The sequence below is a fragment of the Prauserella alba genome, from assembly GCF_024171735.1.
GTDB lineage: Bacteria > Actinomycetota > Actinomycetes > Mycobacteriales > Pseudonocardiaceae > Prauserella > Prauserella alba.
In genome coordinates this window covers 316,588-336,292 of sequence record NZ_JAMTCH010000007.1, presented here as the reverse complement: position 1 = coordinate 336,292, position 19,705 = coordinate 316,588, and the positions used below count along the sequence as shown (strand labels likewise).

Annotated in this window: 23 protein-coding genes and 1 tRNA gene; 6 read left to right on the top strand and 18 right to left on the bottom strand. The window is 66.2% G+C overall.

From position 1 onward, the window contains the following. On the top strand, positions 1–323 hold a 323-nt coding region (locus LY12_RS23640; protein ID WP_372493610.1), incomplete at its 5' end, for an IS30 family transposase. Between the two features lie 174 nt (positions 324–497). Beyond that, entirely contained in the window at positions 498–833 is a 336-nt protein-coding gene (locus tag LY12_RS23635) for a YnfA family protein (RefSeq protein ID WP_253859650.1), read from the top strand. On the opposite strand, the gene LY12_RS23630 is transcribed toward LY12_RS23635, so the two are convergent. Beyond that, positions 808–1,230: a YkvA family protein gene (locus tag LY12_RS23630; RefSeq protein ID WP_253859649.1), complete on the bottom strand. Its 423-nt coding sequence runs from the start codon at positions 1,228–1,230 to the stop codon at positions 808–810. The genes LY12_RS23635 and LY12_RS23630 overlap by 26 nt on opposite strands. Positions 1,231–1,301: 71 nt before the next feature. On the opposite strand from LY12_RS23630, the gene LY12_RS23625 reads away from it, so the two are divergent. Beyond that, positions 1,302–1,377 (top strand) — tRNA-Lys (locus tag LY12_RS23625). Between the two features lie 67 nt (positions 1,378–1,444). On the opposite strand, the gene LY12_RS23620 is transcribed toward LY12_RS23625, so the two are convergent. The 9 genes from LY12_RS23620 to LY12_RS23580 all read right to left on the bottom strand — a co-directional run bounded on the left by LY12_RS23620 (position 1,445) and on the right by LY12_RS23580 (position 7,508). Then, entirely contained in the window at positions 1,445–2,599 is a 1,155-nt protein-coding gene (locus LY12_RS23620; RefSeq protein ID WP_253859648.1) for a tyrosine-type recombinase/integrase, read from the bottom strand. Beyond that, positions 2,599–2,790, bottom strand: a complete 192-nt coding sequence (locus tag LY12_RS23615) for a helix-turn-helix transcriptional regulator (protein WP_253859647.1) — start codon at positions 2,788–2,790, stop codon at positions 2,599–2,601. The genes LY12_RS23620 and LY12_RS23615 overlap by 1 nt, the downstream gene beginning before the upstream one ends. A gap of 7 nt (positions 2,791–2,797) precedes the next feature. Continuing rightward, positions 2,798–4,369, bottom strand: a complete 1,572-nt coding sequence (locus tag LY12_RS23610) for a replication initiator (RefSeq protein ID WP_253859646.1) — start codon at positions 4,367–4,369, stop codon at positions 2,798–2,800. Further along, positions 4,366–4,854 (bottom strand): RRQRL motif-containing zinc-binding protein, encoded by a 489-nt coding sequence (locus LY12_RS23605; protein ID WP_253859645.1) that lies wholly within the window; start codon positions 4,852–4,854, stop codon positions 4,366–4,368. Before LY12_RS23605 ends, LY12_RS23610 begins: the two co-directional genes overlap by 4 nt. Continuing rightward, positions 4,854–5,126, bottom strand: coding sequence for a hypothetical protein (locus LY12_RS23600; protein ID WP_253859644.1), 273 nt, complete (start codon positions 5,124–5,126; stop codon positions 4,854–4,856). Before LY12_RS23600 ends, LY12_RS23605 begins: the two co-directional genes overlap by 1 nt. A gap of 60 nt (positions 5,127–5,186) precedes the next feature. Beyond that, a complete protein-coding gene (locus LY12_RS23595; protein WP_253859643.1) occupies positions 5,187–6,011 on the bottom strand; it encodes an FtsK/SpoIIIE domain-containing protein in 825 nt (274 codons plus the stop codon). 14 nt (positions 6,012–6,025) lie between these two features. After that, positions 6,026–6,700, bottom strand: coding sequence for a hypothetical protein (locus LY12_RS23590; protein ID WP_253859642.1), 675 nt, complete (start codon positions 6,698–6,700; stop codon positions 6,026–6,028). Between the two features lie 254 nt (positions 6,701–6,954). After that, the gene (locus tag LY12_RS23585; protein ID WP_253859641.1) at positions 6,955–7,134 is read right to left on the bottom strand and encodes a hypothetical protein; all 180 of its coding nucleotides are present in this window, start codon (positions 7,132–7,134) and stop codon (positions 6,955–6,957) included. A gap of 38 nt (positions 7,135–7,172) precedes the next feature. Continuing rightward, positions 7,173–7,508, bottom strand: a complete 336-nt coding sequence (locus tag LY12_RS23580) for a hypothetical protein (RefSeq protein WP_253859640.1) — start codon at positions 7,506–7,508, stop codon at positions 7,173–7,175. Positions 7,509–7,670: 162 nt separating this feature from the next. On the opposite strand from LY12_RS23580, the gene LY12_RS23575 reads away from it, so the two are divergent. Continuing rightward, positions 7,671–8,420: a helix-turn-helix domain-containing protein gene (locus LY12_RS23575; protein ID WP_253859639.1), complete on the top strand. Its 750-nt coding sequence runs from the start codon at positions 7,671–7,673 to the stop codon at positions 8,418–8,420. Positions 8,421–8,424: 4 nt separating this feature from the next. Beyond that, positions 8,425–8,895, top strand: a complete 471-nt coding sequence (locus LY12_RS23570) for an NUDIX domain-containing protein (RefSeq protein WP_253859638.1) — start codon at positions 8,425–8,427, stop codon at positions 8,893–8,895. Here LY12_RS23570 and LY12_RS23565 read toward each other — a convergent pair. From LY12_RS23565 to LY12_RS23550, 4 genes are all read right to left on the bottom strand, one after another. Beyond that, positions 8,873–9,442 carry an HD domain-containing protein gene (locus tag LY12_RS23565; RefSeq protein ID WP_253859637.1) on the bottom strand — a complete coding sequence of 190 codons (570 nt, stop codon included), beginning with the start codon at positions 9,440–9,442 and terminating at the stop codon, positions 8,873–8,875. The genes LY12_RS23570 and LY12_RS23565 overlap by 23 nt on opposite strands. 57 nt (positions 9,443–9,499) lie before the next feature. Beyond that, on the bottom strand, positions 9,500–10,189 hold the full coding sequence (locus LY12_RS23560; protein ID WP_253859636.1) for a hypothetical protein: 690 nt from the start codon (positions 10,187–10,189) through the stop codon (positions 9,500–9,502). Positions 10,190–11,067: 878 nt separating this feature from the next. After that, positions 11,068–11,880, bottom strand: a complete 813-nt coding sequence (locus tag LY12_RS23555; RefSeq protein ID WP_253859635.1) for a class I SAM-dependent methyltransferase — start codon at positions 11,878–11,880, stop codon at positions 11,068–11,070. A gap of 246 nt (positions 11,881–12,126) precedes the next feature. Then, on the bottom strand, positions 12,127–13,203 hold the full coding sequence (locus tag LY12_RS23550; RefSeq protein WP_253859634.1) for a class I SAM-dependent methyltransferase: 1,077 nt from the start codon (positions 13,201–13,203) through the stop codon (positions 12,127–12,129). Positions 13,204–13,450: 247 nt separating this feature from the next. Here LY12_RS23550 and LY12_RS23545 point away from each other — a divergent pair, with 247 nt between their 5' ends. Next, positions 13,451–14,029: a TetR/AcrR family transcriptional regulator gene (locus LY12_RS23545; protein ID WP_253859633.1), complete on the top strand. Its 579-nt coding sequence runs from the start codon at positions 13,451–13,453 to the stop codon at positions 14,027–14,029. Positions 14,030–14,124: 95 nt separating this feature from the next. Here the strand turns inward: LY12_RS23545 and LY12_RS23540 are convergent, their stop codons facing one another. The 4 genes from LY12_RS23540 to LY12_RS23525 form a co-directional block, all read right to left on the bottom strand. Then, positions 14,125–15,483, bottom strand: coding sequence for a tripartite tricarboxylate transporter permease (locus tag LY12_RS23540; protein WP_253859632.1), 1,359 nt, complete (start codon positions 15,481–15,483; stop codon positions 14,125–14,127). Beyond that, complete coding sequence (locus tag LY12_RS23535; RefSeq protein ID WP_253859631.1) at positions 15,480–15,959, bottom strand: hypothetical protein; 480 nt, start codon at positions 15,957–15,959, stop codon at positions 15,480–15,482. The genes LY12_RS23540 and LY12_RS23535 overlap by 4 nt, the downstream gene beginning before the upstream one ends. Before the next feature lie 152 nt (positions 15,960–16,111). After that, positions 16,112–17,389, bottom strand: a complete 1,278-nt coding sequence (locus tag LY12_RS23530) for a hydroxymethylglutaryl-CoA reductase, degradative (RefSeq protein ID WP_253859630.1) — start codon at positions 17,387–17,389, stop codon at positions 16,112–16,114. Between the two features lie 278 nt (positions 17,390–17,667). Next, a complete protein-coding gene (locus LY12_RS23525) occupies positions 17,668–19,623 on the bottom strand; it encodes a helix-turn-helix domain-containing protein (RefSeq protein ID WP_253859629.1) in 1,956 nt (651 codons plus the stop codon). Positions 19,624–19,705: the final 82 nt, after the last annotated feature.

The window sequence follows — 19,705 nt, the reverse complement described above, 5'->3', positions numbered from 1 at the left end:
TGCCCCTCATCGGCACCCTCCCCGAACACCTACGCGGCTCACTGACCTGGGACCAAGGCGCCGAGATGGCCGCACACACACAGTTCACCGTCGCCACCGGCATACCGGTCTACTTCTGCGACCCCCACTCACCCTGGCAACGCGGCTCGAACGAAAACACCAACGGCCTACTCCGCCAATACTTCCCCAAAGGCACCGACCTGTCCGCCCACAGCGCCGAAGACCTCGAACACGTCGCCCAGCAACTCAACGGCCGACCACGCAAAACACTCGGCTGGGCCACCCCAGCCGAGCGCCTGCGTGATCTACTCACAACCACATAGGCCAACAGGCGTTGCAACCACCCCAAGAAACCACCTTGCGGATCCAGGGGCGCGTGTTGCGGTTCCCGGTCTGCACTCGGCCCCGGTGCGGCGCCGGCTGCCTGGCGTGCGGTGCCGCGCGGCGCCCGGCTGCCGACGCGCCCCGTCCGGTGCGGGCCCGTACCGTGCTCCGCCATGACGGTCCTACGTTCGGTGCTGTTGTTCGGACTGGCCGCGCTGGCGGAGATCGGCGGAGCGTGGCTGGTGTGGCAGGGCGTGCGGGAACACCGTGGGCTGCTGTGGGTGGCGGCGGGCGTGATCGCGCTGGGCGCGTACGGGTTCGTGGCGACGTTGCAGCCGGATCCGCACTTCGGCCGGATCCTGGCCGCCTACGGTGGCGTCTTCGTGGCGGGGTCGCTGGCGTGGGGCATGATCGTCGACAAGTTCCAGCCCGACCGCTGGGACTACATCGGCGCCGCGCTGTGCGTGGTGGGCGTGGCCGTGATCATGTATGCCCCGCGTCCGGCGTGAGGCCGATGACGCGCCGCAGCGTGGCGAACCCGTCGTCGCTGCCCGGCCAGTGGCGGCGTGCGGCGTCGATCCCGGCGCGGCGTACGACGGACCGCAGCACGGCGGTGACGACGATCGCGTCGTCGGCGTAGCCCAGCACGGGAACGAAGTCCGGCACGAGGTCGATCGGCGAGGCGAGATAGACCAGCAGCAGCCACAGCCGCATGCGCACGCCGCGAGGAAGGTCGCGGTCGGCGGCGAGCCTGCGGACGAGCCGCAGCACGTCCGGCAGGAGGCGCAGCGCCTCGCGCAGCAACCCGCCGCGCGGCCGCACGATCACCAACGCGACGACCAGCGCCACCCACGCTGCCACGAGAGCGGCCCCGACGCTGATCAGAGCTTCCCAATACCAGGCCACGCAGGCAGCGTAGGCGAGCGCCGGACCGCTTCCGGAGCTGCCGAACGCGGCCGCTAAGCTGGCCCGCGGCAGGGCCGTTAGCTCAATTGGCAGAGCAGTGGACTTTTAATCCTCGGGTTCTGGGTTCGAGTCCCAGGCGGCCCACCAAAACCCCAGGTCAGCGGAGCTGTCGAGCACATCGCTCAAGATCAGCCCACACTTTACCCACAGGAAACTACCCGGACTTCTTACTCAGTACGTCTTCCAGAGCTGCTGCAGCCTCGGGGTTGACGAGCTTCCGGCCGAGGTAGACGTCCTGAGTCATCGACGGCTGAGCGTGCCCCAGTTGATCAGCGATCATTCGTGCGCTCAGGCCCGCGTCATCCAAGATCGTCGCCGCCGTCTTGCGGAAGACGTGCGAGGTCACCCAGGAGAACTCATCCGACCCCCGGGCTTCCCGAAGAACCCGGTTGGTGTTGGAAGGGTCCCGTAGGCCGTCGTTCACAGCAGGGAACACCGGCTGCACGTCGCACTGAACGCCTGCATACCGCTCCCGCAACATGTCAACCGCCCACGTCGGCACCCGCAGCAGACGTTCCCCTGCAGCCGTCTTAGTCGAGCGCCGTACGAGCCCTTCGCCCTTGATGCGCTGCACGGTGTAGCGGATCTCCACGGTTGCCCGCTCGAAATCCACATCTTCCCAGTACAGCGCCAGCGCCTCACCGATTCGTACGCCGGTCGCCATCATGAATCGGCACAGGTCAGGAAGGTCCCAGCGAACAGCCTTTTCATCAGCTTCCAGCAGCGCCAACCATCGTTGACGCTCCTCCATGGTCAACGCACGAGGACCGCCCTTGCGGCCTTCCCCCAGCGGCCGAGTGTCGCGGACCGGGTTGAGGTCCGTCGCATCATGCCGAGCGGCATACCCCATGAGGCCGGACACGACCGAACGAGCCGTTTTGGCCGTCGGGACTCCAACCGAGGACGTCAGGGCGCCGAGGAACCGGTCAATCCTCGCCACCGTTGCTTCACGCACCCGAAGCTCACCAAGCCCGGGAAGGACGTACCTGTCCAGGATCGATTGGTACGTGTTGCCGGTTCCAGGTGACTTCCTGCCGGCCGCGATCTCCCGCTGTACGTCGCTCATCCAGAGTTCCGCGACCTCGCGCAGTCGAGATTCCGACGTCACACCGTCGCCCTCAGCCCCAGCACGTTCCTTCAACGCACGTTTGAGGTTGCGTTCAGCTTGACCCTTGGTCTTCCCGGAGCGCTCGACAGGCTTGGTGCGACCGTCGTAATCGCGGAAGAGGGTGCGCGCGATGTACCCGGCCTTCCGTTCCAGGAAGCGGATCGCGCCGTAGGTCCCAACCTCAAGAGACGGCCGTCCCATCAGGAGGCAGCCTTCATCTGCGCAAGCCACGCCCTCACGTCTTCAGCGGCGTAGCGCACGTACTTACCCATGCGGATGCCTTTCGGCCCGTAGCCCTGGGCGCGCCACGCATAGAGCGTGTTCTTCGGGATTCCCAGGTACTGGGCCAAGTCGTCAATCGTCCAGAGTCTTTCCTTGCTGTACAACAACATTCGCTCCTTAGCTGGCTAGGGTTTCCTCCGTTTCTTCCTTGGCGATCTGTCGTCGCTCGCGTGCCTTGGCGGCGGCGGTGTTGGCCAGGGCGGCGTCGCCGATGGTGAGCCAGCCGACGCCGTCGAAGATCCAGTTGAGGGTGACCACGGGATCGGCGGCGACAGGGTCGGCATCGGCCGGTGATTGATCGGGGTCGGGTGGTGTTTCGCCGCGTTGGTAGGCCCTGCGCACGGCGCGGAGAGCGCCGAGGGTGGTCGAGTAGCGGCGGCTCTTGGTGGAGAAGTGGCCGCCGAAGCCGAGCATGTGGGCCCATTTCTGGAGCTTGCCCCAGCCGGGCAGGTTGCTTCCGGGACTGTCTTCCCATGCGGTGATGTCGTCGTCGGTGGTGCAGTTCAACGGCCGCTTGCCCAGGCGCCAGCAGGACAGCAGCTGCCGGGTTTGGTGCGTGTCGAGCTGGGCGTATGCGGCAGCGTCGGCGGCCGTGAGGCGGCGGGAGACGACTCCGGTGACTTCGGTGGCCTTGGTGGCGTATTTGGCCAGGTATGCCGCGACCGCTTGCGTGGTGAGGGTACCGCGGTCGTCGCAGTCAGCGGGAGTCAGCCGCACCTGCCGCACGTCGATCTGATCGCCCCATTTGATGGCCCAGCCGATCGGGTTGTGCGGGTGCGCGGCCGTGGTGAGGCTGGTGATGCGGGCGGCTTGTTCGATGTGGGAGGCGACCAGCTCGGGCGTGAGCGAGGGGTCCGGGGCCAGGACGGCGTCACGGTCGTCGGGGTCGAAGCCGTCGAGGCGGATCAGCGCGTGGTAGTGGACCACGCCGCGACGCTGGTACTCGGCGACCTTGGCATACGAGAGGCGGATCTTGGCACCGCGTTCCTTGGCGACCTTGCCCAGGCGTCGGTTGAGGGTCATGGTGGTGCGCCGCCACAGCTCCGAGGCGTGCAGGTTCCACACGGCTTGGTGGTCGTAGTCGTAGCAGTCCAGGCAGATCGCTTCGCCGAGTTGTGGGTCGTCTTCGGCGTGGCGCTGGTAGCAGATGACCTGTTTGCCGTGCTCGCAGACGGTACCGGAGCGGCGGACTCGGCAGGGCTTGACCTTGCCGTTGGCGCCGACCACGCGGGAGTGGACCGGGCCGAAGGCCGGCGCGGTGAGGGTGACGAAGAAGCACGGGTGTCCGGTGACCGATTCGGGCACGCCCTTGCCACCGAGGAGGCCGGCCTTCACCAGGTGGTAAGTGTCCTGCCGGTAGGTCTCTGCGCAGGAGGGGCAGACGGAGGCGCGGCGGTTCTTGCAGGCCACGTAGACCAGGCCGTCGGGCATGTCGTCGGTGACGCGTTCGGTCTCGGCGCCGCCGTGGCCGTCGTGCCAGGTGGCGTTCAGGCGCAGCCGGACCGGGTTGGAGCATCCGGCGGCGGACATGACGTGAGTGAGCCACCACTGGTAGCCCGGATCCCCGGCACGAGTCAGGACGTCGTCGTGGAGGCGGCGAGCCACGCTCGGGTAGTGCTCGGCAACGGCACCCGCCCCCAGCACAGACGTGGTGCTGGGGGTGAGTGTCGCGGTCGAGAACGTACTCACGCAGCGGCCCCCAGTTCGCGGGGGTCGAGGGTGGGCATGCCCTGCACGTAGTCGTGCAGGTAGTCCCAGGGCTCGAGTTGGCCGAGGTGGAACCGGCACGGTTCGCACACCCGGTTGGTCCTGGGGAGTTCGACCTCGCAGAGTTCGCCGCACTGGCGGCAGGTGCGCCGGGCAGCCATGGCCTTGGCCAATGCGCGATGCTTGGCGAGGGTCATGGGCCGGACCGACTTGGCCCGCTCGATCAGGAACAGCTCAGCGAACACCAGCTTCCCAGCGGCACGGCACCGGAAGTACATCAGCGCTACCGGTTCTTGCCCGCCGGGACGCAGCCCCATGGTGCGCAACTGGCGCCGAGTGGCCAGCTTGTCGCGCGGGGCAATGCCGTAGGACAGCAGCGGCAACCCGTCGTGTGTGCCACGGGTGAACTCCGGCAGATCCGACCACGGCACAGGCCGTAGGTCCCACGGGAACGTGCGGGAACCCATCACCGGTCACCACCAGCGGTGAACATGTCGGCGTGGGCGTCGACGTCGGCGGTAGTAGCCCAGCGGAAGCCGTCAACAGGTTCGCCCGTGGTGCGGAACGTCGGCAGGACGCTGTCCGGGTCGAACGCTTCCACGGGAAGGGCAGCGAAAGTTTCCGTACCGGGAACGTGCGCCATGCGGGCGGCATCCACGGCACCGGTGTCAGCGGAGACGAACACCCACACGGTGTCGCCGTCGAGCGCTAACGGAGGGGTGACAGACAACATGAGCACAGTCCTCTCCTGCGACAGGAATTCAGGAAATGCGTTGCGGTGAACGGAAAATGCGCCGACTTACGCGGCCCGGCCGTGCTTGAGCTGGCGGGCGTAGTCGACCAGTGAGTAGATGTCGGCATCCGAGAGGTAGGCCGACTTCATGCGCCGCGGGAAACCACCTTCGGCCAACAGCAGGCCGATGCCCCGGTGCTCAGGGGCGATGGTGGCGGCGTTGTAGCCCTGCTGGGCCCAACCGCGGCCGAGGATGATGTCCGACGAGCTGTCGGTCGTGCAGCGGAACGCCAACCGGTAGCCGAACAGATCCCGCAGCGACGTGGGGATGATGTCGGCCGACGGGCGCTGGGTCGCAGCGATCACGATGACACCGGCGGCCCGGCCGCGAGCGACCAGGTCACGCAGCAGGCGCACGAACGCCTCCTGGTCTTCCTTGGTGCCCATGGTCGCCGAGAACAGCGCCAGCTCGTCCACCACGAGAGTGATCACATCCACCGGGTCGTCCCGGGTGATCTGACGACGCCGCACCCGCTCCAACTCTTCGTAGCGCCGGTTCATCTCCGCCTGGAGCTGTTCCAACACGCTCAGAGCGTGAGCGATGTCCGGACCGACGAACACGTCCGCCTGCTCTCGCCACAAGCCCAGTTCCACCTGCTTGCCGTCGAAGAGCCACAGGCTCGAATCAGGGCACAGCGCGGCATGAGCGACGACGTTGTTCAACGCCACCGACTTGCCCGAACCGGGTTCACCACCCATCAACAGGTTCCGATAGACGAGCGGGATATCTGCCCGGTGTCCATCCTCGAACAGACCCAGATGCATCGGGTCATAAATCGACAGTCCGGCGACCGGGACTGTGTCCGCATGACGCCGTGTGCGCTTCAACATGACCCTGTCTCCTTTCAGTCGATGTAGTCCGACAGGTCTTCGCCATTGACCACCACAGGCTTGGTGGCCTGCTCAGCAGGCTTGGCCTTCGTGGCAGTGGCCTTCTTCGTGGCCGCAGCGGCGGCAGCAGGGGCCTCCGAGGCCGGCTGCCCGTCATCAGTACGCACAGGCAACGGCGTCACGGTGGCCGCGGTGATGGGCTCGGTGCCCTCAGCGGTGACGTTCTCGCCCTGCATACGGGCACCGAGACGCGCCAGCGGCGAAGCGATCGGACGCGGGTTGTTCAGCGGATCACGACGGACCAGCTCAATGGCCACCAGCGTCGACATCGACCGCACCCGCGTGATCCGGGCATCGCGGGCGAAACAGGCCGGAGCGATGTAACCCAGGACCTGTTCCAAGTCGTCGGCCGAAGACCCCGCGCGGGTCCACACCCAGACACGTTCACCGGTCTTGGTGGGACGAGCCCACAGCATGAACGGCAACGCACCGTCCAGGTTCATCGTGCGGATCTTCGCGTTCCGCAGACACGTCCGCAGCCGATGCCGATCCAGCACACACCAGAACCGCGCAACGACGAAACGCCGCGTATGCGGAATCGCGAACACCAGGCCGACCACGCCGAGCGTCGACAGCCACATCACCACCACGTTGGTGTTCTGACCCAACCAGACCAACGTCACGATCACGGCTGTGAGCAGCGTGAGTTCCGCACGCCACCGAATCACACAGCCCAAAAGCACAGCAGGCCACGACTGTTTCGGTACCTGCCACATCTCCATCACGTCGCCACGTGCGCCACGAGAACGCACACGAGCGCTAGACTTAGCCATGACTCCTCGCCCTCCAAGGCAGAGTTGAGAAGGAAACGAGAGGCACGGAGCCGGGACGGAACGGCCAAGAACCAACACCGGCCCCGTGCACTCTCAACGCAGCGCAACCGTCAACGACGGTTCGCATCCTTAGCCATCGAGATCAGCACTCGCCCAAGTTCGGCAAGCTGATCGAACGTGTGCATCACCACCGCAGGAACCCCATCAAGGGAAACCACTATCTGGGTGGAACCATCTGCGCACTCACGTTCCTGCACATCAATGAAAGTGCCCTTTGGTACTGGAGACACGACACTCCTCAGGTCATCGCGAATACCGTTGTGCCAGGTCAGGAACTCGCCGAAGCGCTCGACTTGGAAGCAGAAACCAACTTCACATCAATTGCTCGATAAGCAACGCCATTCCGCCCGTTCTGCGCCCAAGGAATCGCCTGCAACTCAACCGGGGCAACCGGCTGACCAACCGAGACCTTCGGAGGCTGGGGAGCCGCCACAGTCACGTTGATCACCTCAGCCCCGCCGTCGTCCATGGCAACCAGCTGCACAGACCACATCGGAGCGGCGGTGTTCCGATCCACACGCTGAACACCGTTCTGATCCTTCTTCGGCTCCGGCTCACGACCAACCGTGAACGACACATTCGAAACGTCAATCAACAGACGCATAACCACTGCCCTCCAAAGGCAATCTCTTCGTTTCAACGCCCGCTTTGCGGTGCGTACAGCTAGATCGCCGCCGACGGCAGGGACGAGATCACCACACGAAGGGACTTCTTGGGACGTCCCTCCCGTGCTAAAGTCGTCTCTAGCCGTACCGCAGGAGGGGACATGTCCAACGAGCGCTTGCGCGATGCCCTGCATTCGCGTGGTAAGACGCCCGTCGAGCTGGCCGACCACCTCGACGTCGATCCCAAGACGGTCGAACGCTGGATCACGAAGAACCGGACGCCCTACGCGAAGAACCGGCATGCCATCGCCGCGTTCCTCGAGGAACGCGAGACGTACCTGTGGCCACAGGCCACCGACGAAGCCAAGACCTCCGAGGTGAGCGGGTCAGAGATCGTCAAGGTCTACCCACACCGCAACTCGGTTCCGGACGATCTCTGGGACCGGCTACTCGATGCGTCGACGACCTACGTCGACATGCTCGTCTACGTCGGCATGTTCATGACCGAGAAGCCCGACCTGCTGAACATCCTGAAGGCGAAGGCCGAACACGGTGGGCGGATACGCCTTCTGTTCGGGGACCGTGACGCACCAGCTGTGATCCAGCGCAGCACCGACGAGGGCATCGGTCAGAACACCATCTCCGCCAAGATCGACCATGCGTTGTCGTACTTCCGCCCGCTGGCAGACGTACCGGGCATCGACATCCGAACCCACGACACCGTGCTCTACAACAGCATCTTCCGGTTCGACGACGAGATGATCGTCAACCCGCACGTCTACGGGAAGATGGCGGCACACGCACCGGCGATGCACCTCCGCCGTCTTTCAGCCGGGGATCTGTTCACCACCTACGCGGACAGCTTCACCGCGGTCTGGGATGGCGCGAAGCGCCACGAGTGGGAAAGCTGACGTCATGCCGAAGACGGACTTCTACGACGACCCGAACGCTCCCGCGCCGAACAGCATCGTTCCTGCCGTGACCGCAGTCGTGCGCAACGATGCCGACGAAGTCCTGCTGATCGAACGCACGGACAACGGCCTTTGGGCGCTTCCTGGCGGTGCGCAAGACCTCGGCGAGTCGGCGCCGGATGCCGTGCGTCGTGAGGTGTTCGAGGAAACGGGGATCACTGTCGAGGTCACCGGCATCAGCGGCATCTACTCGGACCCGAAGCACGTCATCGCCTACGACGACGGTGAGGTCCGGCAGGAGTTCTCGCTGTGCTTCCACGCCCGTCCTACAGGCGGAACGTTGCGACCCAGCTCCGAATCACGCCGAGTCCACTGGGTAGTCCCCGACAGCGTCGAGGGGCTCACGATGGACCGCGCGATGCGTCTTCGTGTCGAGCACGGCGTCAAGGAGCCTACGAAGGTCCACCTTGGATAGGTGAACTCAACGCCTCAGCGCGACGCCGAGTGCGCTCCACAGCAGCCAACAGCTCCGGAGCTGCACCGGTGATGAACGTCGTCACGAGGTGATCAGGACCGTAACGGGCCTTGATCTCGGCGATGCGATCTTCGGCAGCGACAGCCTCACCGTCGGGCGAGGTGGTGATGTCGCAGTACCAGAGCGCATCGCGGATGGAGCCCCGCTCGTCCTTGAAGCCCTCCAGCTCATCCTGAAGCCCTCGCAGCTCAGCCTCATACGTTGCGAACGAGTGGTGCGCCACGAGATGCACAAGCCGCTCAGGAGCGCCGATGCGCGCCAGGTACGTTGCACCGTCGATCGGATGGAAGCCGGTATCGACCAGGTCTGGCGCGTAACCGACGTCGTGCAGGATCGCAGCCGCTTCCAGCAGCTCAGCATCCGAACCCGCTACGGCACTCAGCGACCGTGCTTGCCGAGCGACACCCTGCACGTGTTGCCAGCGACGAGGCAAAGTGTCGGCCAACTTCGCCGCTGAAGTCTCGAACGCCCACGATGCCAAGGACATTCGCCCACAGTAACCAACGTAGCGGCGCAAGCTCAACCAAACGGGAGTACCGCTCAGCTATAGCGTCGAAGGATCAGGACCCGGGAGTGGGCCCACAATGAAGTCAATAAAGTCGAAGTTCGAATCTACCTTACATAGAGACCCGTGAATATCCCGATGCCAACGCTGACCGGACGTATCCGTGAAAGAAACCGACAAGCCTACGGGTCCAATATCTGCCACCTCACGAAGAACATCACCATACGGTCCATCCTTCTCAAACGAATTTAACTTTGTATTAGCTTCCGGATTAATATGCCACGAATACCGGACCCCGGGATGGTCATCAGCTATCACATTGATAGCTGCACTAGCATCGACCAGCTCCATCGGCTGACCATTGGGCGGGCAAACAGGACGACCAAACCCTTGATTGATGTCGGGTGCGGCAATGAAGCGGACCGTCATCCGATAGACCGGCAACTCACTTGCATTATGCACAAACGCAGCCAGCGACTCGCTGTCGCTCATCTCTAACCAAGCAGCAACTTTCTCCGCCTGACGCGACTCTTCGTGCCATTGCGCGATTTTAAGTTGCTCGCCCTGTGCGATGTACGCACGTCTAGCAAAAATACCCGCGAAGACCGCTGCGACTGCGGCCCCGATCGTGCCCAGTGCCGCACCAAAGGACGACCACGCAGCCAGCGCCTCAACCCACTCGGACGATGCCCCATCACCACCTGGCGGCTGCTTTAACAGGATCGACATGGGCTCCAACCTCGATATCCGGCACACTTCGGGCTCACGTCAGCCTAGGTGAGAACTTTCTGTACGGTTTCAAGCCGCCCTGCCGGGCGGTCGCGCGGGCCGGACAGGCGCGCGGCCCATCCCGCCGCTTGCGCTCTGGTCTGGCCGCGCCAACGCCGCCGGCCACGCGCGGAACACGGCAGGACGGCACCACCATGCACAAAGCACCCACCGCACGCCACTTCCGGTGAAGCCTCCATCCCCGCGATGGCCGGATCGTCAAAGCCGGGCAGAGCACTGTCAACCCCGCTTCGCGCCGATCCCGGTCAGTACTCACCTTGCGCACATGGCGGCGCGTCACGCAGGTGGTCACCGGTCCGGGATCGGTTCCAGGGTCGACAGCGCCCAACCCGGCTGTGGGCGGCTGAGGATCGCGGGGATGGAGGCGCGTGGTCGGCGGCGCGGGCCCAGTCAGCACCCGCGCAGGAGCAAGATCAACCACACTTTACCCACATAAAACGTCGCGAAACGACCACGAACAACTATCCACCATGGACGTTTGCGTTCGTTATTACCCCAGCGCATCAACGGCATCGAGGGTTGACCATGAACACCCGGAGACGCAGACACAGAATCCTCGGGTTCTGGGTTCGAGTCCCAGGCGGCCCACCAAAAAACCCAGGTCAGCAGGGTTCCGAAGAGGTCGGACTTTTCGGACATGTCGGCTTTCGAGCCGCCGTAGCCACCGTCCGGCGATTCGTGGAGGCGGCAGCAACCCGTGATGTTCAAGTCTTCGAACTGTTGCCCGATGCCGCCGGTGCACGTGAGGAGTCGCCTCGCGCGCACCGGCGCGGGCGCGATCGCCGGTCCGGAGTGGCGGACGTCGTCCTGGTCGACGTTCAGGCCTTCGTGGCCACGGCGGTGAGGTACTCCCAGTCGCACACGACGGTGCCGTCGCTCGCCCGGTTCGACTCGGCGGCCAAGGCGACGAGGTCGTTCCTGAAGGCAGCCTTGCCGTCGTCGTCCAGCCGCTGGGCGGCCATCCGGGTCGGCCCGTAATGGATCAGGAAGTGGTCGGCGAAGTGCTGTGGTGACAGAAACCGCACCGTGAGCGTGTCGGTGGTAAGCGACACCTGTTCGACACGATCACCGAGCAGCTCCCGCAGCACCTCCGCGGTGCCCCACCGCGTCGGCGGCAGCGCGCCCGGCGGCGGGGACGCATGCCTGCCCACGCTGGCCAGCATTCGGCCGACGAAGCCCGTCGGCGTCCAACTCACCAGTCCGATCCGTCCTCCGGGGCGGCACACTCGAACCAGCTCGTCGGCGGCGCGCTGGTGATCGGCGGCGAACATCACCCCGATCGCTGACAGCACCGTGTCGAACGAACCGTCTGCACACGGCAGGTCCTCGGCATCGGCCACCCGGAAGTCCACGGCGAGACTTTCAGCCGCGGCCCGGGCGGACGCCGTCGAGACGAGTGCGGGCACGTAGTCGATGCCGGTGGCCTCACAGAATCGGCGTGCGGCTGCCAGCGCCACGTGTCCGGTACCCGTGGCGACGTCGAGTACTCGCGAGCCGGATCGCAGGTCGACCGCATCACACAGCACGTCCCCGAACGGCTGGGTGAGCCACGCGATCCTTCCGTAGTCCCCGCTGCTCCACGTGGCTTGTTGCTTCTGCTTGATCTGCTCGAAAGTCAGCGTCTGTGTCATTTCCGAGATCCCTTCCGGGTGAAGACCGTCGTTTACTTGGTCCCCAGCAGCGAGATGCTCTCGACGCGGCGAGCTATGCACATCCGGCCGGACTCGAAGCCGCCTCCGCTCCCGGCGACGTCTTCGGCCTCGACCACGACATCGAACCCCCGTGCTGATCGCGGCGATCGCACCGACAAAGACCGCTGGTCCGTGCGGCACGCCGGACGCTGCTGAAGTATGGATCCACTCCTCGCCGAGTGCCGTTCAAGGTCGGCACACGTAGTAAGCGTTCTGTTCGTCGTGCGGCAAGGTGCGTACCTCGACGGTGCCGAAGCCGGCGTCGCGGAGGTATTGCTGCGCAAGCGGACGGCCCCACATGGTGCCGAGCCCTGCACCGGCCGCCGCCAGGGAGACGGTCATGCAGTGGGTCAGCGACAAGGCGTACAGCAACGGCCCCAGCGGATGATCGAGGTCGCCCTGGTGGGAGCCGGACGAATCGATGTCCTGCGCGAGGTAGACGCCGTCGTCGCGGAGCACGTGCCGGATGCCGCGCAGCACGGCATCCGGCGCCGCCTGGTCGTGTACCGCGTCGAATGTCGTCACCAGGTCGAAAGCACCGGCCGGCATGTTCTCGGCCAGGTTCGCGGCGTCTCGGACGGCGAAGGTGACGTTGCGGAGGCCCCGGGCTTCGGCTTCCGTGCGGGCGTAGTCGACGGCCTCGGCAGAGATGTCGATGCCGGTGAAAGTGCTGTGCGGATGGTTGCTCGCGAGCTGGTTGAGCGCCCGGCCCCGGCCGCATCCGACGTCCAGTACGTCGATACCGGCGGACAGCCGGTCGGACAGACCGGGCACCAGCGGGATGATGTCGGATTCGAGTGCGGCCAGAACCGTCTGCGCGGAGTCCTCCGCCATCACCTCGTGGAACCGTGGGAAGTGTTCGTAGCCGAGACCACCACCTTCCTCGAAGCAACGCACGATCTTGTCCTCGACGCTGCCCATCAGCGAGACGTACTGGGCGAACACGGCCAGGTTCGCCGATCCCCGCCGGGTCAGCAGCGCCGAGACCTCGGGCCGCATCCGGTACGCACCGGAGTCCGGATCGAGCTCGACGATGCGACCGGTGGTGACCGCACCCAGCCATTCCCGCACGTAGCGCTCGTTCAGCCCGGTTGTCGTGGCCAGTTCCGCTGAGCTTTGCGGGCTGTGCTCCGACAGGGCGTCGAACAGTCCGGTTCGGTGCCCGATCGAGAGCATCACCGCCAATGCCCCGTTGTTGAGCATCGTGACCAGGCGTTCTTCGACCTCGGCCGGCTCCTGCTGCTGGGCTGCGGTGGTCGTCATGAGTGCCTCCGATCGGTGTTCTTATACCGACTAGTTGGCAAAATTAAGCCTGCGCTCCCGACCCGACAGTGTCAATGCAGGTCAGATGATCCTTATTCGGGATCGGTGCAGCTAAGATGGGAACGTAAAGGCGACGTAATCAGGCTTCGTCGCCGAAAGTTGAACCACCTGGTCGGGAAAGAACCAGCCGGGAAGGGAAGGTGCCGCGGGCGTGCCACGAGACGGCAGTGCCACTCGCACAACGATCATGAACGCCGCCGAAGCGCTGATCTTCGAGCGCGGCTTCGCCGGCGCGCCCATCGACGCCATCATCGGCCGGGCAGAGATCACCAAAGGCACGTTCTTTCACCACTTCGCCAGCAAACAGGACCTCGCGCGGTCCCTGATCGACCGTTGGGCACTGGCCGACGCTCAGCAGCTGGAGAACAAGATGACGCGGGCAGAACGGCTGGCTCGCGACCCGCTGCAGCAGCTGTTGCTGTTCGTCGGGTTCTTCGTCGAGCAGGCCGAAGAACTCGTCGAGCCCGAGCCCGGGTGCCTGTTCGGGGCCTACTGCTACCAGGCAGGCCTGTTCGACGAACGCACCATGCAGGTGGTGGAGGACGCCATGCGGCTTTGGCGTGACCGCCTGCGCGCCAAGCTCGACGAGGTGTACGCGGCTCGTCCACCGAGACTGGAGACCGATTTGGACAGTCTGGCCGACGGCATCACCGTGCTGTTCGAGGGCTCGTTCATCGTCTCCCGCATGCTGAACGAGCCCGACCTGGTCGCAGGCCAGTTACGCCACTACCGCAACTACCTCGAGCTGCTGTTCGACACCGAGTGAACGCGAGTCGCCGTTCGACCGCGAACTCGGCGACTCGCGTTCCGAGACCCGGCGCACACCAGGACGCGGCAGCCCGCGAAGGGCACCGCGGTCGCTCACGCGGCCAGCAGGATCGGGACGAACATCGTCGCGGTGTAGTAGCACATGAACTGCACACCTGCGTTCATGCCGAACGCCCTGGAGCACAGGCCGCCGAGCAACCCCACCGTCAACGACGTCAGTAGCCCGAGGAAGCCTCCCTCGTACCAGGAAACGACGACGATCAACCCGGCGAACGCGGCGATGAGCGCTTCGTGGCTGACGCGCGTGATCACCCATGCGCTGGCCACTCGCGCATACTTCATCGCGACGGGATAGACGACCACGGCTGCGACGAGCACCCCCAGCAACCCGAACAGCAGGAACTGCCACGAGGTCAGCATCGAGTGCAGATTCTGGCCCGATTCCACCGAGTAGACCGGCGGGGCGTTGAACAACGCGGCTGCGGGGCCGGCGGCGACGGGACTCAACGGCAGACCGAACGCAACCAACGGAATGATGGTCTCAGCCAGATAGGTCGACTCCGTCGTGCCGTTCTTCACCGCCATCAGCGAGCTCAGCCGTTGGTAGGGGTGTTTCAGCCGGGCACCCACCGCTTCGCCCACGATGACCGTCGTCGCCACCGGACTGAACACGAATGTGGACGAGGTGACGACGGCCGAGCCCGCGGTGTAGCCGATCTGCTGCCGGGTGAGCACGCGTAGCGGGTTGGGGAAGGGTCTCCTGCCGTCCGACAGGTCCGGCGCGAGGTAGAACTCCCGGACACCGCTGCGCTCCATACCCGCACGCCCGGCTCGGGAGGTCGCCCTCACCAGATCCGCCAACAACGGGCCGATCGCGATACCGAGGAAGAACGAGATGCTCAGCGAGTTCCCGAGGTGTTGCTCGGTGAATCCGTGCAACGCGGCGACGGCGAGGGTGAACGGAACGATGCCGACGACGCTGGCCCAGCGGCCCGGCGAGAAATAGCCCACGAAGATCGCGGCGACCGCGAACAGCCACGGTGCGACCGCTTCCACGGTTTCGGACAGGGGTGCCAACGCGGTTGCGATTCCCACCGCGACCGGTACGGCGATGACAGCCGACAACAGTGCACCTGCGAGCGCTTTGCGCAACGCGACGTGCGGCGCGCCGAGTCGCCGCATTCCGTCCGCGTCCTCCATGAGCGGAACCGCCATGGTGTCGCCCGGTATCCCGAGCAGAGTGGTCGGGATCGCGTGTGTCATGTGCTTGGACACCGCGGCGGCGATGAAGAAGGTGAACACCCCGACGGGCGGAACTCCGGCAAGTACGACGATCAACGTCAGCGGCCCGAGCGTCGCGGTTTCGTCGGTACCCGAGACGAGTCCGATGGCACCGAACACCACAGCGCCCGTAAGGCCCATCCCGAGAGCCCAGAGCAGATCGACGATCATTGTTGAACTCCCTTTCTCGCCGTGTCACCGGCAGGCGAGGTTTCGGGTTCGTACAGTCCGATCTCCCGCATTTCTTCGATGTATTCGTCGGGCAGGCCGGAAACGGCTTCGGGCGTGGAGAACTCGGGAGGAAGGCCGGAGCGGGTGCCATCCGACCGGCTCTCGGCGAACACTCGTTTCGGTGTGAACAGTTTCGCGCAGAGCGCGCCCGTCGCTACGCATGCTGCAAGCCCGACCAGGAGTGCGTACCCGTCGACGACCTGCTCGTTTCCCGTTCCGGACAAAACCTGCTGTGCCAGCACGAATGCGGCCAGTGCGACCGGCACGGCCACCAGTAGGGACCGGCCCAGCTCCTTCGGCGCCACCGCATCGCCCCACAACACGAGATAGGGCCGAGAATCCTCGTCGTCAGGGAACTGCTCGTTCGCCGGGTCGGGAACGGGTTCCCCGGAAGCCGTACGTTCGTTGCCACTCATTGCTCACTCCCGCGTACCTGGTGGGCGGTTCCGGTGTTGCGGCTCGTCGCATGCGGGACGCGACGCCGACCTCGGACGGAAATCGGCATCAACGACGCGGGCGTTCCCGCCGGGCACCATCCGCCGCGACGTGGCGCCCCGCGGCCGGTTCGTCACGGCCGGCCGGCTCTGAGTTCGGCAAGCACCCGCTCGGCGTGGTCGGCACGAACGACCCGGTCGGCGACGAGGCGTGACACGACCTGCGGCAGCTCGGTGGCGCTGGCTCCAGCGGACACCGCCACGTTGCGCGCGTGCAACGACATGTGGCCGCGTTGGATGCCCTCCGTCGCCAGCGCGCGCAACGCCGCGACGTTCTGCGCCAGTCCGACGGCTGTGATCACCTCGGACAGCTGTTGAGCCGTGGCGACTCCGAGAAGCCGGACGGCCGACCGCGCGGCGGGATGCACCTTGGTTGCACCGCCGACCAATCCGACCGGCATCGGCAGTTCGAGCGTTCCTGTCAGATTGCCGTCGGCGTCGGTTTCGAAGTGCGAGAGAGCGGTGTAGCGGCCGTCGGAACCGACGGCGTGTGAGTGCGCACCGGATTCGACGGCACGTGTGTCGTTGCCGGTCGCGAGCACCACGGCCGTGATGCCGTTGAGGATTCCTTTGTTGTGCGTCGCCGCGCGGTACGGGTCGGCTTCGGCCAGCGCGCCGGCGTGCACGATGTCCCGTACGACGTCCGCGCCGCCGAGGGTCGCGGCGTCGAACACGGCGTTCGCGCGCGCCAGCCGCGTATCGGCCTTGTTGGTCAGGATCCGCAGCAGCGCCCGGCCGCGAGCGATCTCCTCGACTCGGGTCGCGACGGCCTCGGCCATCGAGTTGACGGCGTTCGCCCCCATCGCGTCGCGGACGTCGACCATCAGGTGCAGCACGACGTACCTGCCGGGTCTGGCCTCGACCACCCGCACCGACAGTTCCCTGGCACCGCCGCCGAGTTCGACCAGTTGCGGATCCTGTTCGTCGGCCATCCGCAACAGCTCGGCACGCGCGTCGAGGAGACGCAGCCGGGCGCCCTCCGGATCCTCGACGTCCACGACCTGGATCTGCGCTTGCATGATGGGGCGGGAACTCGACGTGTGGAAGCCACCGGCGGCCCTGGCGATCCTCGCTGCGTTGCTGGCGGCCGCGACCACGGACGGTTCCTCGGTCGCCATGGGGACCAGGACGTCGTCACCGTTGATCGTGAAGTTGGTGGCGACACCGAGGGGCACACCGAGCACGCCCACGACGTTCTCGATCATGTGGTCTGCCTGCTCGACGGTGAGTCCTTCGGAAGGATCCAGCGCGCGGAATTCGTCCGGAGCACGGCCGGTGTGCTCGGCGAGCTGCGCTCGCCGAGCGGCCGGCGGCACGTCCCGGAACCCGGACAACCTGCTGTACACGGACACGCGGACCTCCCACGCCGTACTGCGTCACCGGACACCGGCGACGACGACAGTTCACACCCGGCCGGCAGGCGTGACGACGAGGGTCGGCCGCGCTGCCGTTCCGGTTGACCAGGAACGTTAAGGCGTCACCGACCGCATCCATACGGCTGAAGAACCCACATTCAGACTGGTTGACACGTGTAGTTCACCCACTATGCCGGCCTCGCACGCCGTCACTCGAGAACGCGAGATCCCGCGCAGAGTGACCGCACGGCCTGGCGGTGCCGGCGCCGACACGATCACCGGGCGTCGGCAGGTCCGTCCGTGGCGTGCCGGCGGATCAACGTGCGCATCCGCGTCGCCAGCGAGATCCGGAACAACGGCTCGGGTTCCCGCCAACCCTCTCCCAGCAGTCCCGTGATCCGTTCGAGTCGCTGGGTGACGGTGTTGATGTGCACATGCAGTGCCCGCGCCGTGCGGGTCGGGCTGGCGTGGGACTCGGCGAACGCCGACAGGGTCGCGAACAGGTCTGTACCGCGCTCCTCGTCCCACCGCAGAACCGGCCCGATAACCGAGTCGATGAACCGGGACAGGTCACGCTGACGCGAGCCGAACACCGCCAGATACGGCTCGTAGGCCTGCGCGTCCACGGCACCTTCCGACGCCTGCCAGCTCTGTAACAGCTGCGCACAGCGGCGCGCCGCCTCGAAGGATTCCCCCAGCGCCGCAGCCGACGGTGCCGGCGGACCCGCGACCGCCAGCACCGGGGCTTCCGTTGCCCGGCGGGCGGTGGCCCACACCTCGCGGGCGACGTCGTTCGGTTCCGGTCGCGGCGAGAGCACGGTGAGGACCCCGTCGCGCTCGCCCACCAGCGCCCCCGAACCGGCCCGCCGCAGGGCCACCGAAACCGTTCGACGGGCCTCGGCCGGCACGCCTACGACGACGACGGACCGCAGCTCGTCGAGCCGCACGTCCCGAGCTCGCGCGCGGCGGACCAGGTCGGGCCGTTGCAGCGCATCGCCCCGCAAAATGTCGGAGACGAGTTCTCCCCTGACCCGGTCCTCGGCTTCGGCCACCGCGTCCTGCTGCACGGCGACCAGGGCCGCGATCTGGGCCGTACGCTCGATGGTGCGTTGCTCCACGGCCCCGAGCTCCAGCTCACCGTGTCCGATGAGGACGGCTCCCAGAAAGACGTCACCGGCGACCACGGCGACCACCACCTCGGGTTCCGGGGCACCGCTGTCGACGAACACGCACCGCCCCGACGGCCGGCTCTCGGCGATCGCCCCCCGCACCCGGCCGGACAGTCCGTCCGCCGCGGCGAGGCCGCGGGCCCCGGCGAGCGCATCCGCGATCGGCTCCCAATCCCGGTCGAGGATCGTCACGGGCCGGTTCAGGGCTCCGCTCAGTGTGTCCGCCACGCCCTCGGCGCTCCCGCCTTTCAGCACCACCGCCGTCAGGTCCTCGTGCACCGCGCTCGCCCGCTCCATCGCCGTCACGTTGTCGGCCAGCACGGCTCGGGCACGGTCGGCCTCGTCGGCCGCGAACCGCGCCTGCTCAAGCAACGACGTCGTCTGCAGCACCACGGCGGCATGATTCGCGAACGCGCTCAGCAGCGCCACTTCGTCCGGGGTGAACGTGTGGCCGCTGCGGTTCGCGGCGAACAGGACGCCGAGCACGCGGTCGCCCGCGATCAGCGGCACCCCCAGCAGCGAGACCAGGCCCTCGGCCGCCACGGCCGCGTCGATCCCGGGTTCGTGCGGGATGTCGTCGTTCTGCTGATACGTGGAAGTCCACTGTGGAACACGAGTGTGCACGACCTTGCTGGCCAGCCCCATGCCCGGCGGGACCCGCAACTGTCGGAAGGACGAGTCGATCGTCCCCGACGTCGACCGGACCCGAAGTTCGTCCCTGCCTTCGTGGAATTCGGACAGGTAGGTCACGTCGGTACCCAGGAGGTCATGGGCCCGCTCGACCAGGCGGTCCAGCAAGGTGTCGGTATCGCGCAGCTCGGCGAGTTCGTGAGCACTCGAGAACAGGGCCGACAGCTCTTGCCCTCGGCGCCGCCACCGCGCCAGCGAGTCACGCACGTTGCGGATGCGTCCTTCCAGCGCAGCAGCATCGTCGGCAGACAAGGCCGTACCGACGGTCGTGGCGGGTTCCGGCGTGTCGGATTCCGCCACGACCGCATCCAGCAGTTCCAGGACTTCGGACACGGAGAGCATCGAGTCCTGCCGATCATTCCGCACGGCCATGGGCCGAGCATCCCCCAGGCTGCCCGCCGCGTCGAGACAGCCGCCCGCAGCTGCTTCTCGAAGTGCCCGCCGGTCGGCGTGA

Bases quoted from the DNA above. Each gene is read 5' to 3' on its own strand.
- LY12_RS23635 (WP_253859650.1), top strand. From the start codon at position 498: ATGACGGTCCTACGTTCGGTGCTGTTGTTCGGACTGGCCGCGCTGGCG.
- LY12_RS23620 (WP_253859648.1), bottom strand. From the start codon at position 2,599: ATGGGACGGCCGTCTCTTGAGGTTGGGACCTACGGCGCGATCCGCTTC.
- LY12_RS23615 (WP_253859647.1), bottom strand. From the start codon at position 2,790: ATGTTGTTGTACAGCAAGGAAAGACTCTGGACGATTGACGACTTGGCC.
- LY12_RS23605 (WP_253859645.1), bottom strand. From the start codon at position 4,854: ATGGGTTCCCGCACGTTCCCGTGGGACCTACGGCCTGTGCCGTGGTCG.
- LY12_RS23595 (WP_253859643.1), bottom strand. From the start codon at position 6,011: ATGTTGAAGCGCACACGGCGTCATGCGGACACAGTCCCGGTCGCCGGA.
- LY12_RS23580 (WP_253859640.1), bottom strand. From the start codon at position 7,508: ATGCGTCTGTTGATTGACGTTTCGAATGTGTCGTTCACGGTTGGTCGT.
- LY12_RS23575 (WP_253859639.1), top strand. From the start codon at position 7,671: ATGTCCAACGAGCGCTTGCGCGATGCCCTGCATTCGCGTGGTAAGACG.
- LY12_RS23570 (WP_253859638.1), top strand. From the start codon at position 8,425: ATGCCGAAGACGGACTTCTACGACGACCCGAACGCTCCCGCGCCGAAC.
- LY12_RS23565 (WP_253859637.1), bottom strand. From the start codon at position 9,442: ATGTCCTTGGCATCGTGGGCGTTCGAGACTTCAGCGGCGAAGTTGGCC.
- LY12_RS23560 (WP_253859636.1), bottom strand. From the start codon at position 10,189: ATGTCGATCCTGTTAAAGCAGCCGCCAGGTGGTGATGGGGCATCGTCC.
- LY12_RS23555 (WP_253859635.1), bottom strand. From the start codon at position 11,880: ATGACACAGACGCTGACTTTCGAGCAGATCAAGCAGAAGCAACAAGCC.
- LY12_RS23550 (WP_253859634.1), bottom strand. From the start codon at position 13,203: ATGACGACCACCGCAGCCCAGCAGCAGGAGCCGGCCGAGGTCGAAGAA.
- LY12_RS23545 (WP_253859633.1), top strand. From the start codon at position 13,451: ATGAACGCCGCCGAAGCGCTGATCTTCGAGCGCGGCTTCGCCGGCGCG.
- LY12_RS23540 (WP_253859632.1), bottom strand. From the start codon at position 15,483: ATGATCGTCGATCTGCTCTGGGCTCTCGGGATGGGCCTTACGGGCGCT.
- LY12_RS23535 (WP_253859631.1), bottom strand. From the start codon at position 15,959: ATGAGTGGCAACGAACGTACGGCTTCCGGGGAACCCGTTCCCGACCCG.
- LY12_RS23525 (WP_253859629.1), bottom strand. From the start codon at position 19,623: ATGGCCGTGCGGAATGATCGGCAGGACTCGATGCTCTCCGTGTCCGAA.